The 16,597-nt window shown below is 69.9% G+C and carries 17 protein-coding genes; 7 read left to right on the top strand and 10 right to left on the bottom strand.

The features are described 5' to 3' along the window. Window positions 1-68: 68 nt before the first annotated feature. Window positions 69-1,307, top strand: coding sequence for a PucR family transcriptional regulator (locus ACQPY4_RS35125; RefSeq protein ID WP_433328477.1), 1,239 nt, complete (start codon window positions 69-71; stop codon window positions 1,305-1,307). Here ACQPY4_RS35125 and ACQPY4_RS35120 read toward each other — a convergent pair. Next, a complete protein-coding gene (locus tag ACQPY4_RS35120) occupies window positions 1,304-2,734 on the bottom strand; it encodes a serine hydrolase (RefSeq protein WP_433328475.1) in 1,431 nt (476 codons plus the stop codon). The two genes, ACQPY4_RS35125 and ACQPY4_RS35120, sit on opposite strands and share 4 nt — an antisense overlap. Window positions 2,735-2,950: 216 nt before the next feature. On the opposite strand from ACQPY4_RS35120, the gene ACQPY4_RS35115 reads away from it, so the two are divergent. Continuing rightward, entirely contained in the window at window positions 2,951-3,496 is a 546-nt protein-coding gene (locus tag ACQPY4_RS35115; RefSeq protein ID WP_433328473.1) for a hypothetical protein, read from the top strand. A gap of 151 nt (window positions 3,497-3,647) precedes the next feature. On the opposite strand, the gene ACQPY4_RS35110 is transcribed toward ACQPY4_RS35115, so the two are convergent. Further along, complete coding sequence (locus tag ACQPY4_RS35110) at window positions 3,648-4,436, bottom strand: hypothetical protein (RefSeq protein ID WP_433328471.1); 789 nt, start codon at window positions 4,434-4,436, stop codon at window positions 3,648-3,650. 150 nt (window positions 4,437-4,586) lie between these two features. Here ACQPY4_RS35110 and ACQPY4_RS35105 point away from each other — a divergent pair, with 150 nt between their 5' ends. Next, window positions 4,587-5,006, top strand: a complete 420-nt coding sequence (locus ACQPY4_RS35105) for a CBS domain-containing protein (protein ID WP_433328469.1) — start codon at window positions 4,587-4,589, stop codon at window positions 5,004-5,006. 7 nt (window positions 5,007-5,013) lie between these two features. On the opposite strand, the gene ACQPY4_RS35100 is transcribed toward ACQPY4_RS35105, so the two are convergent. Beyond that, window positions 5,014-6,171 (bottom strand): aminotransferase class V-fold PLP-dependent enzyme, encoded by a 1,158-nt coding sequence (locus ACQPY4_RS35100; RefSeq protein WP_433328467.1) that lies wholly within the window; start codon window positions 6,169-6,171, stop codon window positions 5,014-5,016. Window positions 6,172-6,322: 151 nt separating this feature from the next. On the opposite strand from ACQPY4_RS35100, the gene ACQPY4_RS35095 reads away from it, so the two are divergent. The 4 genes from ACQPY4_RS35095 (at window position 6,323) to ACQPY4_RS35080 (ending at window position 10,289) form a co-directional block, all read left to right on the top strand. Next, a complete protein-coding gene (locus ACQPY4_RS35095; protein WP_433328465.1) occupies window positions 6,323-8,221 on the top strand; it encodes an ABC transporter ATP-binding protein in 1,899 nt (632 codons plus the stop codon). Between the two features lie 614 nt (window positions 8,222-8,835). Beyond that, entirely contained in the window at window positions 8,836-9,174 is a 339-nt protein-coding gene (locus ACQPY4_RS35090; protein WP_433328463.1) for an ArsR/SmtB family transcription factor, read from the top strand. Beyond that, the gene (locus ACQPY4_RS35085) at window positions 9,171-9,647 is read left to right on the top strand and encodes an SRPBCC family protein (RefSeq protein WP_433328461.1); all 477 of its coding nucleotides are present in this window, start codon (window positions 9,171-9,173) and stop codon (window positions 9,645-9,647) included. Before ACQPY4_RS35090 ends, ACQPY4_RS35085 begins: the two co-directional genes overlap by 4 nt. A gap of 63 nt (window positions 9,648-9,710) precedes the next feature. Continuing rightward, the gene (locus ACQPY4_RS35080; protein ID WP_433328459.1) at window positions 9,711-10,289 is read left to right on the top strand and encodes a dihydrofolate reductase family protein; all 579 of its coding nucleotides are present in this window, start codon (window positions 9,711-9,713) and stop codon (window positions 10,287-10,289) included. Between the two features lie 220 nt (window positions 10,290-10,509). Here ACQPY4_RS35080 and ACQPY4_RS35075 read toward each other — a convergent pair whose 3' ends face one another. From ACQPY4_RS35075 to ACQPY4_RS35045, 7 genes are all read right to left on the bottom strand, one after another. Then, window positions 10,510-11,070: a dihydrofolate reductase family protein gene (locus ACQPY4_RS35075; protein WP_433328457.1), complete on the bottom strand. Its 561-nt coding sequence runs from the start codon at window positions 11,068-11,070 to the stop codon at window positions 10,510-10,512. A gap of 59 nt (window positions 11,071-11,129) precedes the next feature. Further along, window positions 11,130-12,350, bottom strand: a complete 1,221-nt coding sequence (locus ACQPY4_RS35070; RefSeq protein WP_433328455.1) for a glycosyltransferase — start codon at window positions 12,348-12,350, stop codon at window positions 11,130-11,132. A 123-nt stretch (window positions 12,351-12,473) separates the two neighbouring features. Next, window positions 12,474-12,911, bottom strand: coding sequence for a hypothetical protein (locus ACQPY4_RS35065; protein WP_433328453.1), 438 nt, complete (start codon window positions 12,909-12,911; stop codon window positions 12,474-12,476). 31 nt (window positions 12,912-12,942) lie between these two features. Next, window positions 12,943-13,926: a hypothetical protein gene (locus ACQPY4_RS35060; protein WP_433328451.1), complete on the bottom strand. Its 984-nt coding sequence runs from the start codon at window positions 13,924-13,926 to the stop codon at window positions 12,943-12,945. Continuing rightward, a complete protein-coding gene (locus tag ACQPY4_RS35055) occupies window positions 13,923-14,837 on the bottom strand; it encodes an ROK family protein (protein ID WP_433328449.1) in 915 nt (304 codons plus the stop codon). Before ACQPY4_RS35055 ends, ACQPY4_RS35060 begins: the two co-directional genes overlap by 4 nt. Beyond that, entirely contained in the window at window positions 14,834-15,652 is an 819-nt protein-coding gene (locus ACQPY4_RS35050) for a carbohydrate ABC transporter permease (protein ID WP_433328447.1), read from the bottom strand. Before ACQPY4_RS35050 ends, ACQPY4_RS35055 begins: the two co-directional genes overlap by 4 nt. Beyond that, window positions 15,649-16,596: a carbohydrate ABC transporter permease gene (locus tag ACQPY4_RS35045; RefSeq protein WP_433328445.1), complete on the bottom strand. Its 948-nt coding sequence runs from the start codon at window positions 16,594-16,596 to the stop codon at window positions 15,649-15,651. The genes ACQPY4_RS35050 and ACQPY4_RS35045 overlap by 4 nt, the downstream gene beginning before the upstream one ends. Window position 16,597: the final 1 nt, after the last annotated feature.

The raw sequence follows: 16,597 nt of genomic DNA, 5'->3' as shown, positions 1-16,597 counted from the left end.
TTCTCCGTCACACAGGGGTAGCTTCCGATTCACCCCCGGTATCCCCTCGGGGGCGGGAGGTGCGAAGGGTGACCACCACGTTGATCGAGGAACGTTCGCCCCTGAAACCGTGGGCGGGCGTCCCCATCGAGATGTCCGAGGTGTTCCGGCCGCATATCGACACCCTGGCCGAGGAGATGATCGAGGAGATCCTGGCCGGAATCCCCGAGTACTCCCGGCCCCAGGACGAGGAGTACGCGCGGCTGGTGCGCCTGGCCGTCGAGGGCGCGCTGCGCCAGTTCGTCGACCTGATCGTCGACCCGGACTCCTCCTGGGAGCCCGTCGCGGCCGTCTACCGCGAGATCGGCTGGGCCGAGGCCCGCGAAGGCCGCAGCCTGGACGTCCTGCAGACCACGCTGCGCCTGGGCGCCCGGGTCGCCTGGCGGCGGCTGGCCGCCGAGTCGGAGAAGATGAACGTCTCGCGCCGGACGCTCGGCAGCATCGCCGAGGCGATCTTCGCGTTCCTCGACGAGATCGCCCGCGCCGCCACCGAGGGCTACACCAAGGCCCGCGAGCAGGAGGCCGGCGAGCTGGAGCACCGGCGCCGACGGCTGCTCGACCTGCTGCTGGCCGAGCCCTCGGCGTCCCGCCAGGCCGTCGCCGACCTCGCGCGGCTCGCCCAATGGCGCGTGCCAAAGACCGTGGCCGCCGTCGTCCTCTACGAACGCGGCCAGCAGCCGTTCTCGCACCCGACGCTGCCGCCGGACGTCCTGGCCGACATCAACCGCCGCGAGCCGTGCCTGATCGTCCCGGACCCCGAAGGCCCGGGCCGGGGACGCCTGCTCGACTCGGCCCTGCGCGACTGGGTCGTCGCCGTCGGCCCCACCGTCCGCACCGAGGACGCCGCCAGGTCGCTGCGCTGGGCCCGCGAGGCCCTGCCCCTGGCCCGCCGCGGCATCCTGGCCACCGACGAGGTGATCCGCTGCGCCGACCACATGCCCGCCCTGGTCGTGTTCAAGGACGAGGAGCTCGTCCGGGCCGTGGCGGACATGCGCCTGTCGCCGCTGAACTCCGTCCGTCCCCGGCACCGGGAGCGGCTGGTCCGGACGCTGCTGGCCTGCCTGCAGAACGGCTTCAACGCGACCGAGGTGGCCAACCGGCTGCACGTGCACCCACAGACCGTCCGGTACCGCCTCCACCAGCTTGAGGAGCTGTTCGGCGAGGGCCTCTACGACCCCGAGAAGCGCCTGGAGATGGAGATGGTGCTGACCGTCTGGCTCAGCTCCCCGGTCAGCAACGACCCGTCCAGCGAGGTGGAGCTCGTCTAGCTGACCCTGGTCAGGCGCTTGACCAGGGACGGCTCGCTCAACTGCCCGCCCGCAACCAGCGGGACGCTGCCCGCTCCCGTCTTGACGTTCCCGATCCGCTCACCGCTCGCGGCCACCCGGGGAGGCTCGCCGGTCACCGACACCGGCACGGTCAACCCGGGCCAGCCGACGACGGTCACCGGCGTCGAGGCCGTCAACGGCGTCTTGCCCCCGAGCCCGTCGTCCACCTCGGCCACCGTCGACCCCGCCGGAGCCAGGACGGTCGACACCAGCGAGCGTCCGGCCCCCGCGACCAGCGTCCGCGCGGCCTCGATCGCACCCTGCGCATTCGGGGACCGCTGCCCCATCACAGCACCCAGGATCGTCGTCTCGACCCCGCCCACCCGCTTCTTGGCCGCGAACACGAAGTTGCCGCCCGCCGCGTCGGTGTAGCCAGTCTTCCCCCCGATAACGCCGAGCTGCCCGAGGAGCGTGTTGCCGCCGCGGGTGGCCGGGGCGCCGTTGTCCGGCTCGTACGCGGCCTTGTTCACCGTCTCGGCGAACGCGGGCACCGCCATGGCCGCCCTGAGCAGCTTCACCTGGTCGGCGGCCGTGCTCACCGTCCCCCGGTCGTAGCCACTGGGATCGGTGTAGCGCGTGCTGGTCATCCCCAGAGCGCGCGCGGCCTCGTTCATCTTCCGCACGAAGGCCGGGACGTTCCCCGAATCCCAGCGCGCCAGCTCGACCGCGACATCGTTCGCCGAGATGACCATCAGGGCCTCCAGGGCCTTGCGCTCGGTCAGCCTCTGGTTGGGCACGATGCCCAGAATCGACTCGCCCCGGCGCTTGCGTCCGGGCATCTCGACCGCCGACTGCTGCGAGACCGTATACGTCGGCCCCGCCTGCCCCGCCCCCAGCGGGTGGTCCCTCAGGAACACATAGGCCGTCATCACCTTGGCCACACTCGCCGTAGGCGTCGGCGCCTTCGCCCCGGACGCGCCCATGCTGCCGAGCCCCTCCACATACACCGCCGACTGCCCCTGCGTCGGCCAGGGCAGCCTCGGCGCGGACCCCTGGAACGTGTGGCTGCTCTTCACGACCAGCTCCACCGACGGCTCCGGCACAGGCCTGACCAACTGTCCCGCCACGACCCCGCCGACCAGCACCAGAGCCGCGACCAGCGCGATCAGCCCGGTCCGCCGCCGCTTCTTGGGGGGCGCCTCCTCGACGGGCTCAACGGCCCACGCCCCGGACGACGCCGGACTCTGCTGCTCCTGACCCCAGCTGCCGTGCTCCTCACGTCCGGGCCACGGGCTCTGAGCGTCCTGCCCCCACCCGGCCTGCTGCCATCCCTCCTGGGGCACCTGCTGGTTCTGCGAAGGCAGATCCAGCGCCGTCTCCTGCGGGACGCCTCCCTGAAGCGCCTGCCGCGCCTGCGAAGGCCGCATCCCCAACGGCTGCTGCCGCCCCCCAGGCAACCGCTGCTCCCGAGTAACCCCAGCCTGCGGCAACCCCTGCGGCGGCGCGGAAGCCCGCGGGTCCGCCTGCGGAGGTGTTTGCGGCAGGCCCTGCGGTGGTGCGGAGGCACGCGGGCCGGTCTGCGGCAACCCCTGTGGCGGTGCGGATGTGCGCGGGTCGGCCTGCGGAGGTGCCTGCGGCAAGCCTTGCGGTGGAGCGGATGCGCGGGGGTCGGTCTGCGGCAATCCCTGCGGTGGTGCAGAGGCACGCGGGTCGGCCTGCGGAGGTGCCTGCGGCAAGCCCTGCGGCGGCGCAGACGCGCGCGGGTCGGTCTGCGGGAGGCCCTGCGGTGGTGCGGATGCGCGGGGGTCGGGCTGTGGTGCGGCTGGGCGGGGCTCGTCCTGCTGGCGGGGCTCGGGCGGGGGCGCCTGGGCGGCTTCGGGCTTGGGCTTGGGGGTCTCGCGGGTGATCTTGGTGGCCTGGGACTGCTGCTCCGCCTGGGGCTCGGGCTCGGGGTCCTCGTCCGGCTGTGGCGCTTCCGGTTCGGGGGTGTCCTCGGATTCGGGCTGGGGGACCTCGACCGTGTCGACCTCGTCGGGGGGACGGGTCGCCTGCGGCTCTTCGGCGGGCTCGGGCTGCTCGTCCTCCGGGACGGCGGGTTCTTCGTCGGCCGGTTCGGGGGCGGGACGGAACTCGATGGTCTCGCTGCGGGGGACGGCGCCGGGGTCGTCCGGACCCGCCGGATCCTGTGAAGACTCAACGTCCTTCACGGCGCGACCTCCTCGGCTCACGGTTCATGGCACGCAAGAGGGGCCGGACGCCGCCGGTATCCCCCGTTCCTCATGAAGGACGCGTAGTTTATCTGGAAGGTTCGCGTTGTTACGTATAAGTGATCTTGGACGTTCACGGGCGGCGGGCCCAAAGTTCGTCGATGTCGTCAAAGCTGGCGAAAGCGGCCTCGAAGGCGGCGGCCGAAACGCTCACCGACCCGCTGAACGGCTGGTTGAGCTGGTACATCAGGAACGCCGAGAAGGCGACGGTGGCGGCGGCGACGAACGCCAGCGCGGCCCGGACGGGGGGATGCGGGTTGCCCCGCATGATCGGGATGAGGGTCACCAGGAGTCCGCTGCCGATCAGCGCGAACCACATCACCCCGGGGAATTGCATGCGAGCCAGGCTTGCGCGCTCGCGCCGGGCTTGGATGAGTGCGTCGGCCGCGTTGAGCGCGTCCCGGTAGCGTTCGCTCTCCCCGCCGGGCTTGGGGGAGAGGCGTTCGATCCTGTAGTGCAGGTCGTTCACGATCTGCCATCCCCGGGCGGTCAGGTCGCCGGTGGTGTCCATGGCGGTCCACTCCACGCGGACGACCTCGGTCGTGTAGTCGCGGATACGGGCGCGCATCGCGGTGCCCTCGTCGCCGCCGACCACACTGGAGTACCAGTAGAGCCCGTCCAGCGCGCTCGCTTCGCGGTTGGTGCTCTGATCGGCCTGGTACAGGGCGGCCCAAGCGGAAACGAGCATCACCAGCACCGAAAGACCGAACGCCCCCACGGCCAGCACCGAGACCAGCGTCCCGTAGGCCCCGAGTTCGTGCCGGACGCGCCGCGAGACCACGCGGTGCGAGGGCAGCGCCACCAGCGCGGCCCCGGCACCCGCGCCGAAGATCACCAGCAGGGCGGCGAGCAGGGTGCTCATGATCACCGGTCTTCCCGGTGAGCCTCCGGACGGGCCCATACGGGACGAGGCTTTGCCCAATCAGGGCGGGCGCATTGCGGATGAGTGAGGCGTCTCTCCTCGGGTAGGGCGGACGGCGACCCGGGCGATCTCCACGACAAGGAGCCATGGATGGCCACGAAGATCCGCGACATCATGACCGGCTCGCCCACCTCCGTCTCCCCAGAGCTCGACATCGTCACCGTGGCGCGGGCCATGCGGGACGAGGACATCGGGACGGTGCTGGTCGCCGACTCCGACCGGCTCCACGGCCTGATCACCGATCGGGACCTGGTCGTTCGCGGCCTCGCGGCGGGCGGCGACCCGCACGCCTCCACCGCCGGCGACGTATGCAGCGACGTCACCGCCACCATCGGCCCCGACGACCCGGTGGAGAAGGCCGCCCAGGTCATGCGGCGCCACTCCGTCCGGCGCCTGCCCGTCATCGAGGACGGGCAGGCGATCGGCATCGTCTCCCTGGGGGATCTGGCGATCGAACAGGACTCCGGCTCCGCCCTGGCCGAGATCAGCGCGGCGGAGTCGAATCTCTGATGCGCGGTCAGATGTTGGCCAGCAGGCGCTCGATCTCGTCCTCATCGTTGTAGTAGTGCACCGACGCCCGTATGGCGGGAGGGCTCTGCGACATCTCGAAACGCTGGCGGGCCACGTTGGCGACGCTGACGTTCACCCCCACCTCCCTTAGGCGGAGCTTGAGGGCCGTGGGGTCCTGCCCCGCCACGGTGAACGTGACGATGCCCGACCGCCGCAGCCCCCGATCGAGGACGGTGACTCCGGCCCGCGACGCCAGTCCCTCCCGTAGCCGCTCGGCGAGCGCCACCGTCCGCTCCTCGATGGCGTCCAGCCCCAGGGCGACCGCGTAGTCGGCGGCGACGCCCAGCCCGATCTGCCCGGCGACGAACCGCTCCCAGGTCTCGAACCGCCGGGCGTCGTCCCGGACCTCGTAGGCGTCGTGGGCCGTCCAGTCGGCCGAATGCAGGTCGAGGAACGGCGGCTCCAGGGTCCGCAGGACGGACCGCCGCACGTACAGGAACCCGGTGCCGCGCGGCCCGCGCAGGAACTTGCGTCCGGTGGCCGAGAGCATGTCGCACCCGATCGCCTCGACGTCCACGGGGCATTGACCCACGCTCTGGCACGCGTCGAGCAAGTAGAGAACCCCGTGCGCCCGACACAGGCGCCCCACTTCTTCCGCGGGATTCACCAGACCGTTGTGCGTCGGCACATGGTTGATGGCCACCAGCTTCACGCCGCCCTTGGCCAGCTCCGCTTCCAGGGCGTCCAGGGATATCTGCCCGTGCTCATCGTCCGGCACGACCTCCACCCGGGCGCCGCGGTTGCGCGCCACCTGGAGGAGCGCGATGCCGTTGCTCGCGTACTCGCTCCTGGTCGTGAGGATGCGGTCGCCGCTCCCGAAAGGGATCGCGTAGAACGCCATGTCCCAGGCCCGCGTGGCGTTCTCCACGTAGGCGATCTCATCGCGTCCCGCGCCGACCAGGCCCGCCACCGCGTCATAGAAGCGCTCGGACGCCTCATCGGCGATCTCGTCGGCCTCGTAGCCTCCGATCGCCGCCTCCAGATCGAGGTGGTCGGCGACCGCGTCGATCACGGCCAGGGGCGGCAGCGCCGCCCCCGCGTTGTTGAAGTGCGCGACCCGGGAGCATCCCGGTGTCTCGGCTCGAACCTTCGCAAGATCGATCACGATTGTCCTTGTTCCCGCCGATGAGAAACGGTATGCGGAATGTCGGACGCATCTGCGACGCTTCTTGCGGGTGGGAGCTTGACCTCAAGGTTTGTTGAGGTCGCACCATGGCTCATGTACTCGACGGCACCCTAACGAGCGGCGGTCTCTGATGGACATGGAAGTAACCGCGTGGATGTCCTTGCATCACGCGATGAACGCGCAGGACGACAAACGTCCCTTCTCCAAGGCGACGTTGCGCCGCATAGCCAGGTTCGCCGGTCCGCACCGCCGCCTGCTGTCCGGTTTCCTCTTCATGAGCGTGGTGATGGCCGTCCTGGCGGTCGCGACCCCCGTATTGGCCGGACGGGTGGTGAACGCCATCGTCGACAAGGCGTCCACCAACACGGTCGTGTGGCTCGCCGTCGTGATCGCGATCCTCGCCCTCGCCGAGGGCGCGCTCGGCCTCACCAACCGGTGGCTTTCGGCCCGCATCGGTGAGGGCCTGATCCTCGACCTGCGCACCTCGGTCTTCGACCACGTCCAGAAGATGCCGATCGCGTTCTTCACCCGAACACGCACCGGAGCATTGGTCAGCCGCCTGAACAACGACGTCATCGGCGCCCAAAGAGCGTTCAGCGACACCCTCTCAGGCGTCGTCAGCAACCTGGTGATGCTCCTGCTCACCCTGGTCGTCATGCTCGGGATCTCCTGGCAGATCACCCTCCTCGCCCTGGTCCTCCTGCCCGCCTTTGTCCTCCCGGCCCGCCGCATGGGCAGCCGCCTGGCCCGCCTCCAGCGCGAGGCCGCCGCCCACGACGCCGCCATGAGCACCCAGATGACCGAGCGCTTCTCCGCCCCCGGCGCCACCCTGGTCAAGCTGTTCGGCCGCCCGGACCGCGAGTCGGCCGAGTTCGCCGCCCGCGCCCGCCGCGTCCGCGACATCGGCGTCCGCGCCGCGATGGTCCAGCACATCTTCATCACCGCGCTGACCGTCGTCTCGGCCCTCGCCCTGGCCCTCGTCTACGGCCTCGGCGGCTTCTTCTCCCTGCGCGGCAGCCTGGACGCCGGAGCCGTCGTCGCCTTGGCCCTCCTGCTCACCCGCCTCTACGCGCCCCTGACCGCCCTGGCCAGCGCCCGCGTCGAGGTCATGAGCGCCCTGGTCAGCTTCGAGCGCGTCTTCGAGGTCCTCGACCTCAAGCCCCTGGTCGCCGAGCGCAAGAACGCCGGAACCGTCCCCGAAGGCCCGGTCTCGATCGAGTTCGAGAACGTCCGCTTCGCCTACCCGTCCGCCGACAAGGTCTCCCTGGCCTCCCTGGAAGAGGTCGCCTCCCTCGACACCCGAGGCGGCGTCGACGTCCTGCACGACGTCACCTTCCGCGCCGAACCCGGCCAGATGATCGCCCTGGTCGGCTCGTCCGGCGCCGGAAAGTCCACCATCGCCCAGCTGCTCCCGCGCCTGTACGACACCGACGAGGGCGCCATCCGCCTCGCGGGCGTCGACGTCCGCGACCTGACCTTCGAGTCGATCCGCGACACCCTCGGCATGGTCACCCAGGACGGCCACCTGTTCCACGAGAGCATCCGCGAGAACCTCCTGCTGGCCCGCCCCGAGGCCACCGAAGACGACCTCTGGGACGTCCTGCGCCGAGCCCGCCTCGACACCCTGATCAAGACCCTCCCCGACGGCCTCGACACCCTCGTCGGCGAACGCGGCTACCGCCTCTCCGGCGGCGAACGCCAACGCCTCACCATCGCCCGCCTCCTGCTGGCCCGTCCCCGCGTGGTCATCCTCGACGAGGCCACCGCCCACCTCGACTCCACCTCCGAGGCAGCCGTCCAGGAGGCCCTGAGCGAAGCCCTGGCGGGCCGCACCGCCCTGATCATCGCCCACCGCCTCAGCACCATCCGCGCCGCCGACCAGATCCTGGTGGTAGAGGAAGGCCGCATCGTAGAACGCGGCACCCACGAAGAACTCCTGGCCGCCGAAGGCCGCTACACCGACCTCTACCGCACCCAGTTCGACCAGCAGTCCCCACCCACCCCCAAAGAAGTAGAAGTCGTCGCCTGACCCCAAACCCCAGATGCCGTGGCAGGCCCAATGGCCTGCCACGGCATCCTCCTTCCCCCACCCAAAAGCAACGCCCTAACTCCACTCGAACAGTGCCTACTGGGCTCGCCCCCACCCCAAGCCGGGAACTCCGCCCCCACTCCCGACCCGAGCGAGTAGTACGCATGAATAGGCACCGCACCCAACAACAAGGTCCTCGCTTCGCTCGGACAGCTCCCATTGGGGCTTCGCCCCAAACCCCAAAGTGGGGGCTCCGCCCCCCACTCCCCCCGGTCTCGTCCGGCATGGATAGCCAGAAAGCCACCGAGACGATGGTGGCCGTCCGAGACAGCAATCCGTAGGCGAGGCCGTGGAGACGGAGTACGGCGAGCACGTCAGCGGACGTGTGAGTGGGCTCGGCCCTACGTGCTCGTCATGGACGACGGCCCCCTCCACCCGCTCTTTCTGACACGTGGCGGTGAGCGGCCGGGCTGCCGTGTTGGGCGTGGGGATGGGCCACGGGCGATCGGCGTATGGCGCCTTCCTTCGATGGCCGTGGCCCACGAGGGTGAGGGCTTGGTGCTCGATCTTTCCGGTGTTGCCAAAGTGGACGGATGGGACTAACGTACAACCACATGGTTGTACTTCGGGATGAGAGTGAAGAGTCGCTCAACCAGCTCTTCCGTGCCTTGGCCGATGGCACGCGCCGCGACATCCTGGCGCGGTCGCTCACGGAAACGCCGTCGGTATCGGATCTTGCCGCGCGGTACGACATGAGCTTTGCCGCGGTGCAAAAGCATGTCGCCGTGCTGGAGCGCGCGGGGCTCGTTCAGAAGCATCCGAACGGCCGCGAGCAGTTGGTCTCCACCAATCGAGCGCGGCTCCGGCGCGCCAGTGAACTCCTCGATCAATTCGAGGTCATCTGGCGCCAGCGCATGGCGCAGCTCGACGAAGTTCTACTGGAAGAAGAATGACGATGCCGTTGACCTCGATCACCAAAGACGCCGTGAAGCTCACGCTCACCGTGGTGGGTGACTACTCCGTTTCGCAACAACGCCTCTGGGACGCCTTCGCCGATCCGCGCCAGCTTGAGCGCTTTTGGGGACCTCCTGCCTGGCCCGCCACGTTCACGCGCCATGAGTTCAGGGTCGGCGGTCGCGCCGAGTACTTCCTGAGCGGGGAGAACGGCGAGAAATGGAACGGCTCCTGGAAATTCACCGCGGTGAACCCCATCAGCTCTTTCGAAGTGGACGACGGCGAAGACAATGCCGAGGACGAGAACATGCCCTCGTCGATGACATTCACCTTCGATGCCACGCGGACGGGGTCGCGTCTGACCATTGTCACCCGGTTTTCCAGTGTCGAAGCCATGGAGTCGACGATTCCGGGAATGGAGGAAGCGCTGCGTGCGGCGATGCCTCAACTCGACGCGGTGCTGGGTGAGTGACGCGCGCCCGCCGGCACCATCGGTCGATCTGCATAGACACCGAATCCAAACATGGAGACTCACATGCGGAAGCTCAAAATCATCGAGAACATCTCGCTGGACGGTGTGATCCAGCATTCCGACGACGACGGCGATTTCCCTTACAGCGACTGGACCGCGCCTTACCGGACCGCAGCGGGGCGGGACGCGATGCTCGCCGCCCATGGCGAGAGCTTCGATCTGCTGCTCGGCCGTCGTACCTACGACCTCTGGTCGGGATTCTGGCCAAAGGTGCCGAGCAGCCCGATGGCGAACCGCATCAACGCGGCAACGAAATTCGTCGCGACCAACCGTCCGGAGAGCCTTGGATGGGGCCCGGCCGAGGGCCTGGGACCGGACATCGTCAAGGGTGTCCGTCGCATCAAGTCGGGGGACGGCCCGGACCTCATCCTCTCGGGTAGTTCCACGCTGACATCGACGCTGCTCGAACATGGGGTCGCGGACGAGGTCCTGCTGATCGTCTACCCGGTCCTGCTGGGCACGGGGAAGCGATTCTTCGCGGAAGGAACCTCGGCCCAGGCATTCGAGCTGGTCGGCGCGGAAGCGATGTCGTCGGTCACCCTCAACACTTTCAAGGTTGCCGGCCCCTTGAAGACCGGATAGCTCGACGACTTCATAAAGACCCTGCGGGCGTTGTCGGGCGCGGGCTCGGCCACGCCCGACAGCGGTCTCCACGAGGCCCGGTCCGGGGACCGCTACCTGCTGGGCTCGGACGGGGTGTCCGCCGTCGCGTCGCGCAGCGAATTGCGTCAGGCGGTGGCCGAGGCCACCGATCCAGAGGGAGCGGGGCGGCAGCTCGTCGAGCTCGCCAACCGCGCCGGTGTCAGGCTTTGGGGACGCGGTAGCGCAGGTGGGTCACGGTGCCTGTGGTGGGCTTTCCTTCGGGGATGAGGGTGCCCTGGTCGCCGGTGAACAGCGGTGTGCCTTCGCCCAGGAGGATCGGGACGAGGTGGAGGCGCACTTCGTCGAGCAGGCCCGCCCGGAGCAGTTGCCGGGCGACGTCCGCGCCGAGTACCCAGACGTCCTTGTCGCCCGCGGCTTCCTTGGCGCGGCGGGTGGCGGCCTCCAGGCCGTCGAAGGCGAACGTTCCGCCGTTGTCGCCGAGTAGGTCCTCTCTGGTTCGGTGGGTGACCACGAAGCTCGGGACGCCGGGCCACGGGGTGCCGCCCCAGGGGACCAGGCCGAGGTCGAAGGTGCGGCGTCCGATGATGACGGCGCCGGTCGTCCCCTTCGACTCGCGCAGGGCGTCGAGGTCGATCTGGTCCCCGGCGTGCCATTCGTGGAGGGCTTCGCCGCCGTCGCCCATGGGCTCGTCCGGCCTGACGTTGGGGCCGGTCGTGAAGCCGTCCAGGGACGCCGACACGTCCAGGATCACCTTGTTCATCGCGTGCCTCCGTGCTCGGTAATCGTGTCTTCTGGATACTGTATATCACGGCGACGGTTCTATCGGTGGTGCGGAACGTCGTTGAGGAGCAGTTGGGCGGCTGTCCTCGCGCCGTCGGGGCGGATGGTGGGGGACAAGGCGGTGGCCTTTGCTCGGGTTTCGGGGGCGAGGGCGATTTCCAGGGCGGCCGACAAGGTCTCGTGGGTCGGGACGGGACCGTCGTGGGCCGCGCCGATGCCCAGTTCGGCCACCTGGGCGGCGGAGTAGGGCTGGTCCGCGATCTGGGGGACGATCACCTGGGGCGCCCCGGCGCGGGCGGCCGTTGCCGTGGTGCCCGCTCCGCCGTGGTGCATGACGGCGGCGACCCGGCCGAACAGCGCCTGGTGGCTGGTCTCGCCGATGACGTGGCAGTCGTCCCGGTCGTCGATCGCGGCCAGACCGGCCCAGCCTCCCGCGAGGACCACGCGGCGGCCCTGCGCGCGGACGACCTGGATGGCCGTCTGGGCGAGGTCCGGTGCGAGGTAGGAGGCCATGCTGCCGAAGCCCACGTACACCGGGGGATCGCCTGCGTTGAGGAACGTCTCCAGTTCGGGTGGGAGCGGACGCTCGTCCGGCAGGAACCACGCTCCGGTTTGCACCAGGTCGAGGTCGGTCTTGTCCTTCCACGGGCACAGGACGGGGTCGGCGGCCAGCAGCGCCCGGTCGGTGAAGACGTGGTCGCGGACGTTGTCCACCGGTGGCAGGCCGATCGCCGTCCGGTGGCCGTTGAGCGCCTCTCTGTAGAGGGCGTTCACCCGTTGGGCGTCCTGTTCCCACAGTGCTCGAAGGTCGGTCTCGTTCTGTGGTGAGGGTGTCCCGGGCCGTGCGCCCGGAGGGAAATGCCGCGAGGGCAGCCCGTAGACCTGGAAGCAGGCGAACACGTACGGGATGTTCAGCTTCTCGGCGACGTCGCGTGCCCCGGCCGGGAGCAGGCCGGTGGCCAGCAGCGCGTCACATTCCTCGGCGGCCTCGGTGAGCGTGGTGAACCGCGCGGTGACCAGGGCCGCCGCGAGCCGGAACGCGTCCTCCGCCGTCGGCGGCTTCTCCCTGGCCACGACCGAGCGGACGGTCGGGCCCAGCGGCAGGTGCGGGACGCCCGCACGGGCCAGCAGCTCGGCGAAGTCCTCGTCCGGTGGCGCGGACACCAGTGCCTCCGCGCCGAGTTCCCGCAATGCCACCGCCAGGCCCGCCAGCGGTTCGACGTCTCCGCGCGATCCCCACGTCGACAACAGAAAGCGCACTTTGTGCATCCCCTTTTCCCTCTGATTCCGATCTCGGTCGGTAATCATGAAGGACGACAGGGGTCTTGCCGCAAGTCCCCCAGTGCGTTATAAATTGAAAATGCGGGGAGAAGTCTGAGTCGCTCAGGCGCGCTCGAAGGTGAGGTCGAAGTCCTTCCGCCAGGTCCCGCCCTGGTCCTCGGAGGCCTCCCAGCGGCCGGCGATGCGGTCCCGCTCGACCTCGGCGGTGAAGCGCTGGTGGAAGTCCGGGTCCTGGCGGATCATGGTCCACAGGCCGTCGCCGAAGGTCATGGCGAACTGGCGGCACACGCCGCGATCGTCCTGGTAGAGCACGACATACGCGTCATTCGGGTCGCTGCGCCCGATGACCAGGCTCATCTGCGAATGATGCGCGCCCTCGCCGAGTTCCGTCCGTGCGAGCAGCAGCGACTCGCCGAGCCACGTGATGCTGGTCGTGCCCTGAACCTCGGTGCCCGGCGGTTCGAGGAACCAGGCGTCCGAGAGCGTCGTGGTCCACTCGCCGATGAGCCCGTCGAGTTTCTGGAGTTCGGTATTGCGCATCGTTTCCTCCGGTTGGTCCGACGCTTTCACTTTAGGCGCCGAGATGAATCCGGATCCGGAGCAGATCGCCATTGCGGTCGCGGTCGGCGTGGACGGGAAAGTGGCCGTCGCCCCGTCCGGTCATGAAGCAGGTGGTGCGGGAGCCGCCCACCTCGATGGTTCCGGACGCGGTCTCGGCGGCGCGGACCTGGGCCATGACCCGCCAGTGGTGCGAGTGCGGGCGGAAGTCGACCATCAGGCCCCGGTCGCGTTTCCACTCCTCGATGGCCGAGCCGCGCCGGACGGCCTCGGCGACGGGCAGGTCCGTCCAGCCGTGGACGCCCTCTTCGGCGAGGGGCGGGGCCTTGAAGCGCTTGGCGGCCGCGCGGACGTCCCGTCCCCAGAACGCGACATCGGCCAGGCCGTCGATCGGGTCGTCGTGGCGCCAGGACGCCAGGGCGTCGGCGTCGATGAGGCTCATCCGGGCCGCGTCGACGCCGATGTGGCCGAGAAGGGTGGACGAGGCGGTCTCGCCCTCGCGCACGGCCAGCGCGACCGACTCCCAGCCGTCGCCGCGGGCCGTGCCGACCACGGGGAACTCCTGGTCGGCGGGCAGCCCGCCGATCGCCGCGACGGGCACGCCGAACATCAGGAACGAGCCCCCGTCGCGGGCGCAGCGTTCGACGCGCTCGCGGTGGGAGACCCGGGCCGGCTCGCGGGTCAGCCGGGCGTCCAGACGGTGGGCCGCGCAGTGGTCGGCGAAGTCGGCGATGGTCTGCTCGATGGCGTGGCCGGGGACGTCGTAGATCCAGGTCCCGGGCTGGCGGTCGAAGCTGCGGGCGGCGCGTCCGGCGTCGGGGCCGACGGCGGCCAGGTCGGCGGACGCCCGGATGCTGCCGCGCATCGCGTCCGAGACCCGCGACAGGACGGCCTCGCCCGCCACGGGCTCGCGGTCGCCCGACCACAGGCCGAGGTAGCCGGTGTCGGCGATGACGAGCCGGCCGGACGGGCAGGTCACGGCGCCCAGGCGGATCATTCCGCCGCCTTCAGGGCGCGGCGGGCCAGCTCGGCGGCGCCGTGCATGGCGGCCTGGGTGCCCAGCCGCGCCCGGGTGAGGGGCGGCGGCGGACGCAGGGGGAGGCGCTCCTTCAGCCGTTCGGCCAGCGGGTCGAACAGCGGGGTTCCCGCGCCGGACAGGCCGCCGCCGATCACGATCTGGCTCGGATCGAGCAGCATGGTGACGTTCGCGAGCGCGTCGGCCAGGGCGGCCACGGCCTCGTCCCAGACCTTGGCGGCGACCGGGTCGCCCGCCTGGGCGAGCCGGACGACCTCTTCCGCCCGGGGCGAGGCCCTGAGCCCGGCGAGCGCCGCGTAGCGGCGGGGGATCGCCGACGCGGCGGCGTAGGGCTCCAGGCAGCCCCGGTTGCCGCACGGGCAGGGCTCCCCGCCCGGACGGACGACGATGTGCCCGAGCTCGCCGCTCCACCCGGTCGCCCCCGGATACGGGGCGTTGTTGATCATGAGGGCGGCGGCGATGCCGGTCCCGATCGGGACGAACAGGAAGTCGCGGCTGCCGCGCCCCGCGCCCCGGACGGCCTCGCCCAGCCCTCCGGTGCGCACGTCGTGGGCGACGGCGACCGGGACGCCCAGGCGCTTGACCGCAAGATCGCGGAACGGGACGTCCCGCCAGCCGATATGGGCCGACAGGACGGCCGTGCCGGACGCGTCGTCCACGATGCCGGGCAGCGCGATCCCGGCGGCGACCACGGGTCCGGCGGCTCCGGCGAGGTGGGCGGCGAAGCCGAGGATGTTCTCGACGACGGCGTCGGGGCCGTGCTCGCGCCCCGTCGGCCGTGACTCCGAGAGCAGGACGGAGCCATCGGCGCTGATGACCCCGCCCTTCATGGCGGTGCCGCCCACATCGAGGGCGACCAGGTGTCCGGTCACTTCACCGAACCCGCGGTGAGGCCGCCGATCAGGTAGCGCTCGATGAAGATGAACATGATCACTACCGGGACGATGGCGATCAGGGACGTGGCGAAGAGGAACTGCCACTTCTCCTGGTACTGCGTGACGAACGACGGGATCGCCACCGTCAGGGGCTGCCGGTTGGGCGAGGACGAGATCGTCAAAGCGATGATGTACTCGTTCCACGCCTGGATGAAGGTGTAGACGACCGCGGTGACGACGCCCGGCAGCGAGACCGGGAGGGTCACACGGGTCAGGGCGCCGAAGCGGCCGGCGCCGTCAAGGAACGCGGCCTCCTCCAGTTCCTTGGGGATGCTGGAGAAGTAGCCGTGCAGGATCCACACGCAGAACGGCAGGTTGAACGCCGCGTTCACCAGGATCAGCGCGACCAGGGTGTCGGTGAGGTTGAACGCCACCATCTCCCGGTAGACGCCGATGACCAGGGCGGTCGGGGCGAACATCTGGGTGACCAGGACCAGCAGCAGGAACGCGCCGCGGCCGCGGAAGCGGTTGCGGGCGGTGTAGTACGCGGCGGGAATCGCGCACAGCAGCGTCACCAGCGTCGCGACCCCGGCGACGATCAGCGAGACCCGCATGTTCGTCCAGACCGGCGCGGCCGACCACACGTCCACGAAGTTGGACCAGTTCCAGGTCGACGGCAGATAGCCGCCGGGCGACTTGGTCAGCTCCTTCTCGGGCTTGAGCGAGGTCAGCAGCATCTGGATGTAGGGCAGCAGGAACGCCAGGGCGACCAGCCAGCCGACCCCGGTCAGGATGACCGTGCGGGCTCTCATCGGACCTCCTCACGCCAGCGGGAGGCGCGCATGTAGAGCAGGACCATCACCAGGATCAGGATGAAGTTGACCACCGCCATGGCGGCGGACTCTCCGACGTTCTGGGACGAGAAGGCGAGCTTGTACATGAAGGTGGTGGTGGTCTCGGTGGCGTGCCCCGGTCCGCCCCCGGTCATCGCCCAGATGATCGGGAACGAGTTGAACACGTTGATGACGTTGATGATCGAGCCGATCAGGATGGACGGGCGCAGCAGCGGCAGGGTGATCTGGAAGTAGGTGCGGAACGTGCCCGCGCCGTCCACCCGCGCCGCCTCGTAGACGTCGTCGGGGATGGTCTTGAGCCCGGCCAGGATGACGAACGAGGTGAAGGGCAGCGAGACGAAGATCGCGACCCACATCATCCAGATCATGGCCTGGTCCGGGTTCGCCAGCCAGTTCACGGGCTTGTCGATCAGCCCGAGGTCCAGCAGCAGCCGGTTGACGACGCCGGAGTAGTTGTCCAGCATCCACTTCCAGATCAGCGCCGTCATCAGCACCGACGCCGCCCACGGGACGATCACGGCCCAGCGGACGACGCGCTGCCCGGGGAACCGGGCGTTGAGCAGCTGCCCCAGGGCCAGCGACAGCACCTGGGTGACGATCACGACGGCGACGACCCAGATCAGCGTCCGCACCACCGTGGGGACCAGGTCCTCCTCGGCGAAGAGGTCGCTGTAGTTGTCGGTCCCGGCCGAGCCGAGCGTGACGCCCGACGAGCTGATCTTCAGCAGGGACGTGCGGACCATCTCCACGACCGGCCACAGCACCACCACCGCGATCAGCACGATGGCCGGGCCGAGCCACAGCAGCGGGGCGAGCGCCTGCCCGACCCGCTTCTTCCTGACGGGGCGGGGACGGGGCGCCCGGGCGTCAGACGCCCCGGCACCCCGTTCCTTGAGCTTCATG

Origin of the sequence: Spirillospora sp. CA-294931 (assembly GCF_050946795.1) — a bacterium.
In the GTDB taxonomy this organism is placed as follows: Bacteria; Actinomycetota; Actinomycetes; order Streptosporangiales; family Streptosporangiaceae; genus Spirillospora.
This window is presented reverse-complemented; position numbering and strand designations above follow the sequence as displayed.

Coding starts and splice junctions, on each gene's coding strand:
- ACQPY4_RS35075 (WP_433328457.1), bottom strand. CDS start 11,070: ATGAACAAGGTGATCCTGGACGTGTCGGCGTCCCTGGACGGCTTCACG.
- ACQPY4_RS35120 (WP_433328475.1), bottom strand. CDS start 2,734: ATGCGGCCTTCGCAGGCGCGGCAGGCGCTTCAGGGAGGCGTCCCGCAG.
- ACQPY4_RS35090 (WP_433328463.1), top strand. CDS start 8,836: ATGGTTGTACTTCGGGATGAGAGTGAAGAGTCGCTCAACCAGCTCTTC.
- ACQPY4_RS35050 (WP_433328447.1), bottom strand. CDS start 15,652: ATGAGAGCCCGCACGGTCATCCTGACCGGGGTCGGCTGGCTGGTCGCC.
- ACQPY4_RS35085 (WP_433328461.1), top strand. CDS start 9,171: ATGACGATGCCGTTGACCTCGATCACCAAAGACGCCGTGAAGCTCACG.
- ACQPY4_RS35065 (WP_433328453.1), bottom strand. CDS start 12,911: ATGCGCAATACCGAACTCCAGAAACTCGACGGGCTCATCGGCGAGTGG.
- ACQPY4_RS35080 (WP_433328459.1), top strand. CDS start 9,711: ATGCGGAAGCTCAAAATCATCGAGAACATCTCGCTGGACGGTGTGATC.
- ACQPY4_RS35110 (WP_433328471.1), bottom strand. CDS start 4,436: ATGAGCACCCTGCTCGCCGCCCTGCTGGTGATCTTCGGCGCGGGTGCC.
- ACQPY4_RS35060 (WP_433328451.1), bottom strand. CDS start 13,926: ATGATCCGCCTGGGCGCCGTGACCTGCCCGTCCGGCCGGCTCGTCATC.
- ACQPY4_RS35045 (WP_433328445.1), bottom strand. CDS start 16,596: ATGAAGCTCAAGGAACGGGGTGCCGGGGCGTCTGACGCCCGGGCGCCC.
- ACQPY4_RS35095 (WP_433328465.1), top strand. CDS start 6,323: ATGGACATGGAAGTAACCGCGTGGATGTCCTTGCATCACGCGATGAAC.
- ACQPY4_RS35105 (WP_433328469.1), top strand. CDS start 4,587: ATGGCCACGAAGATCCGCGACATCATGACCGGCTCGCCCACCTCCGTC.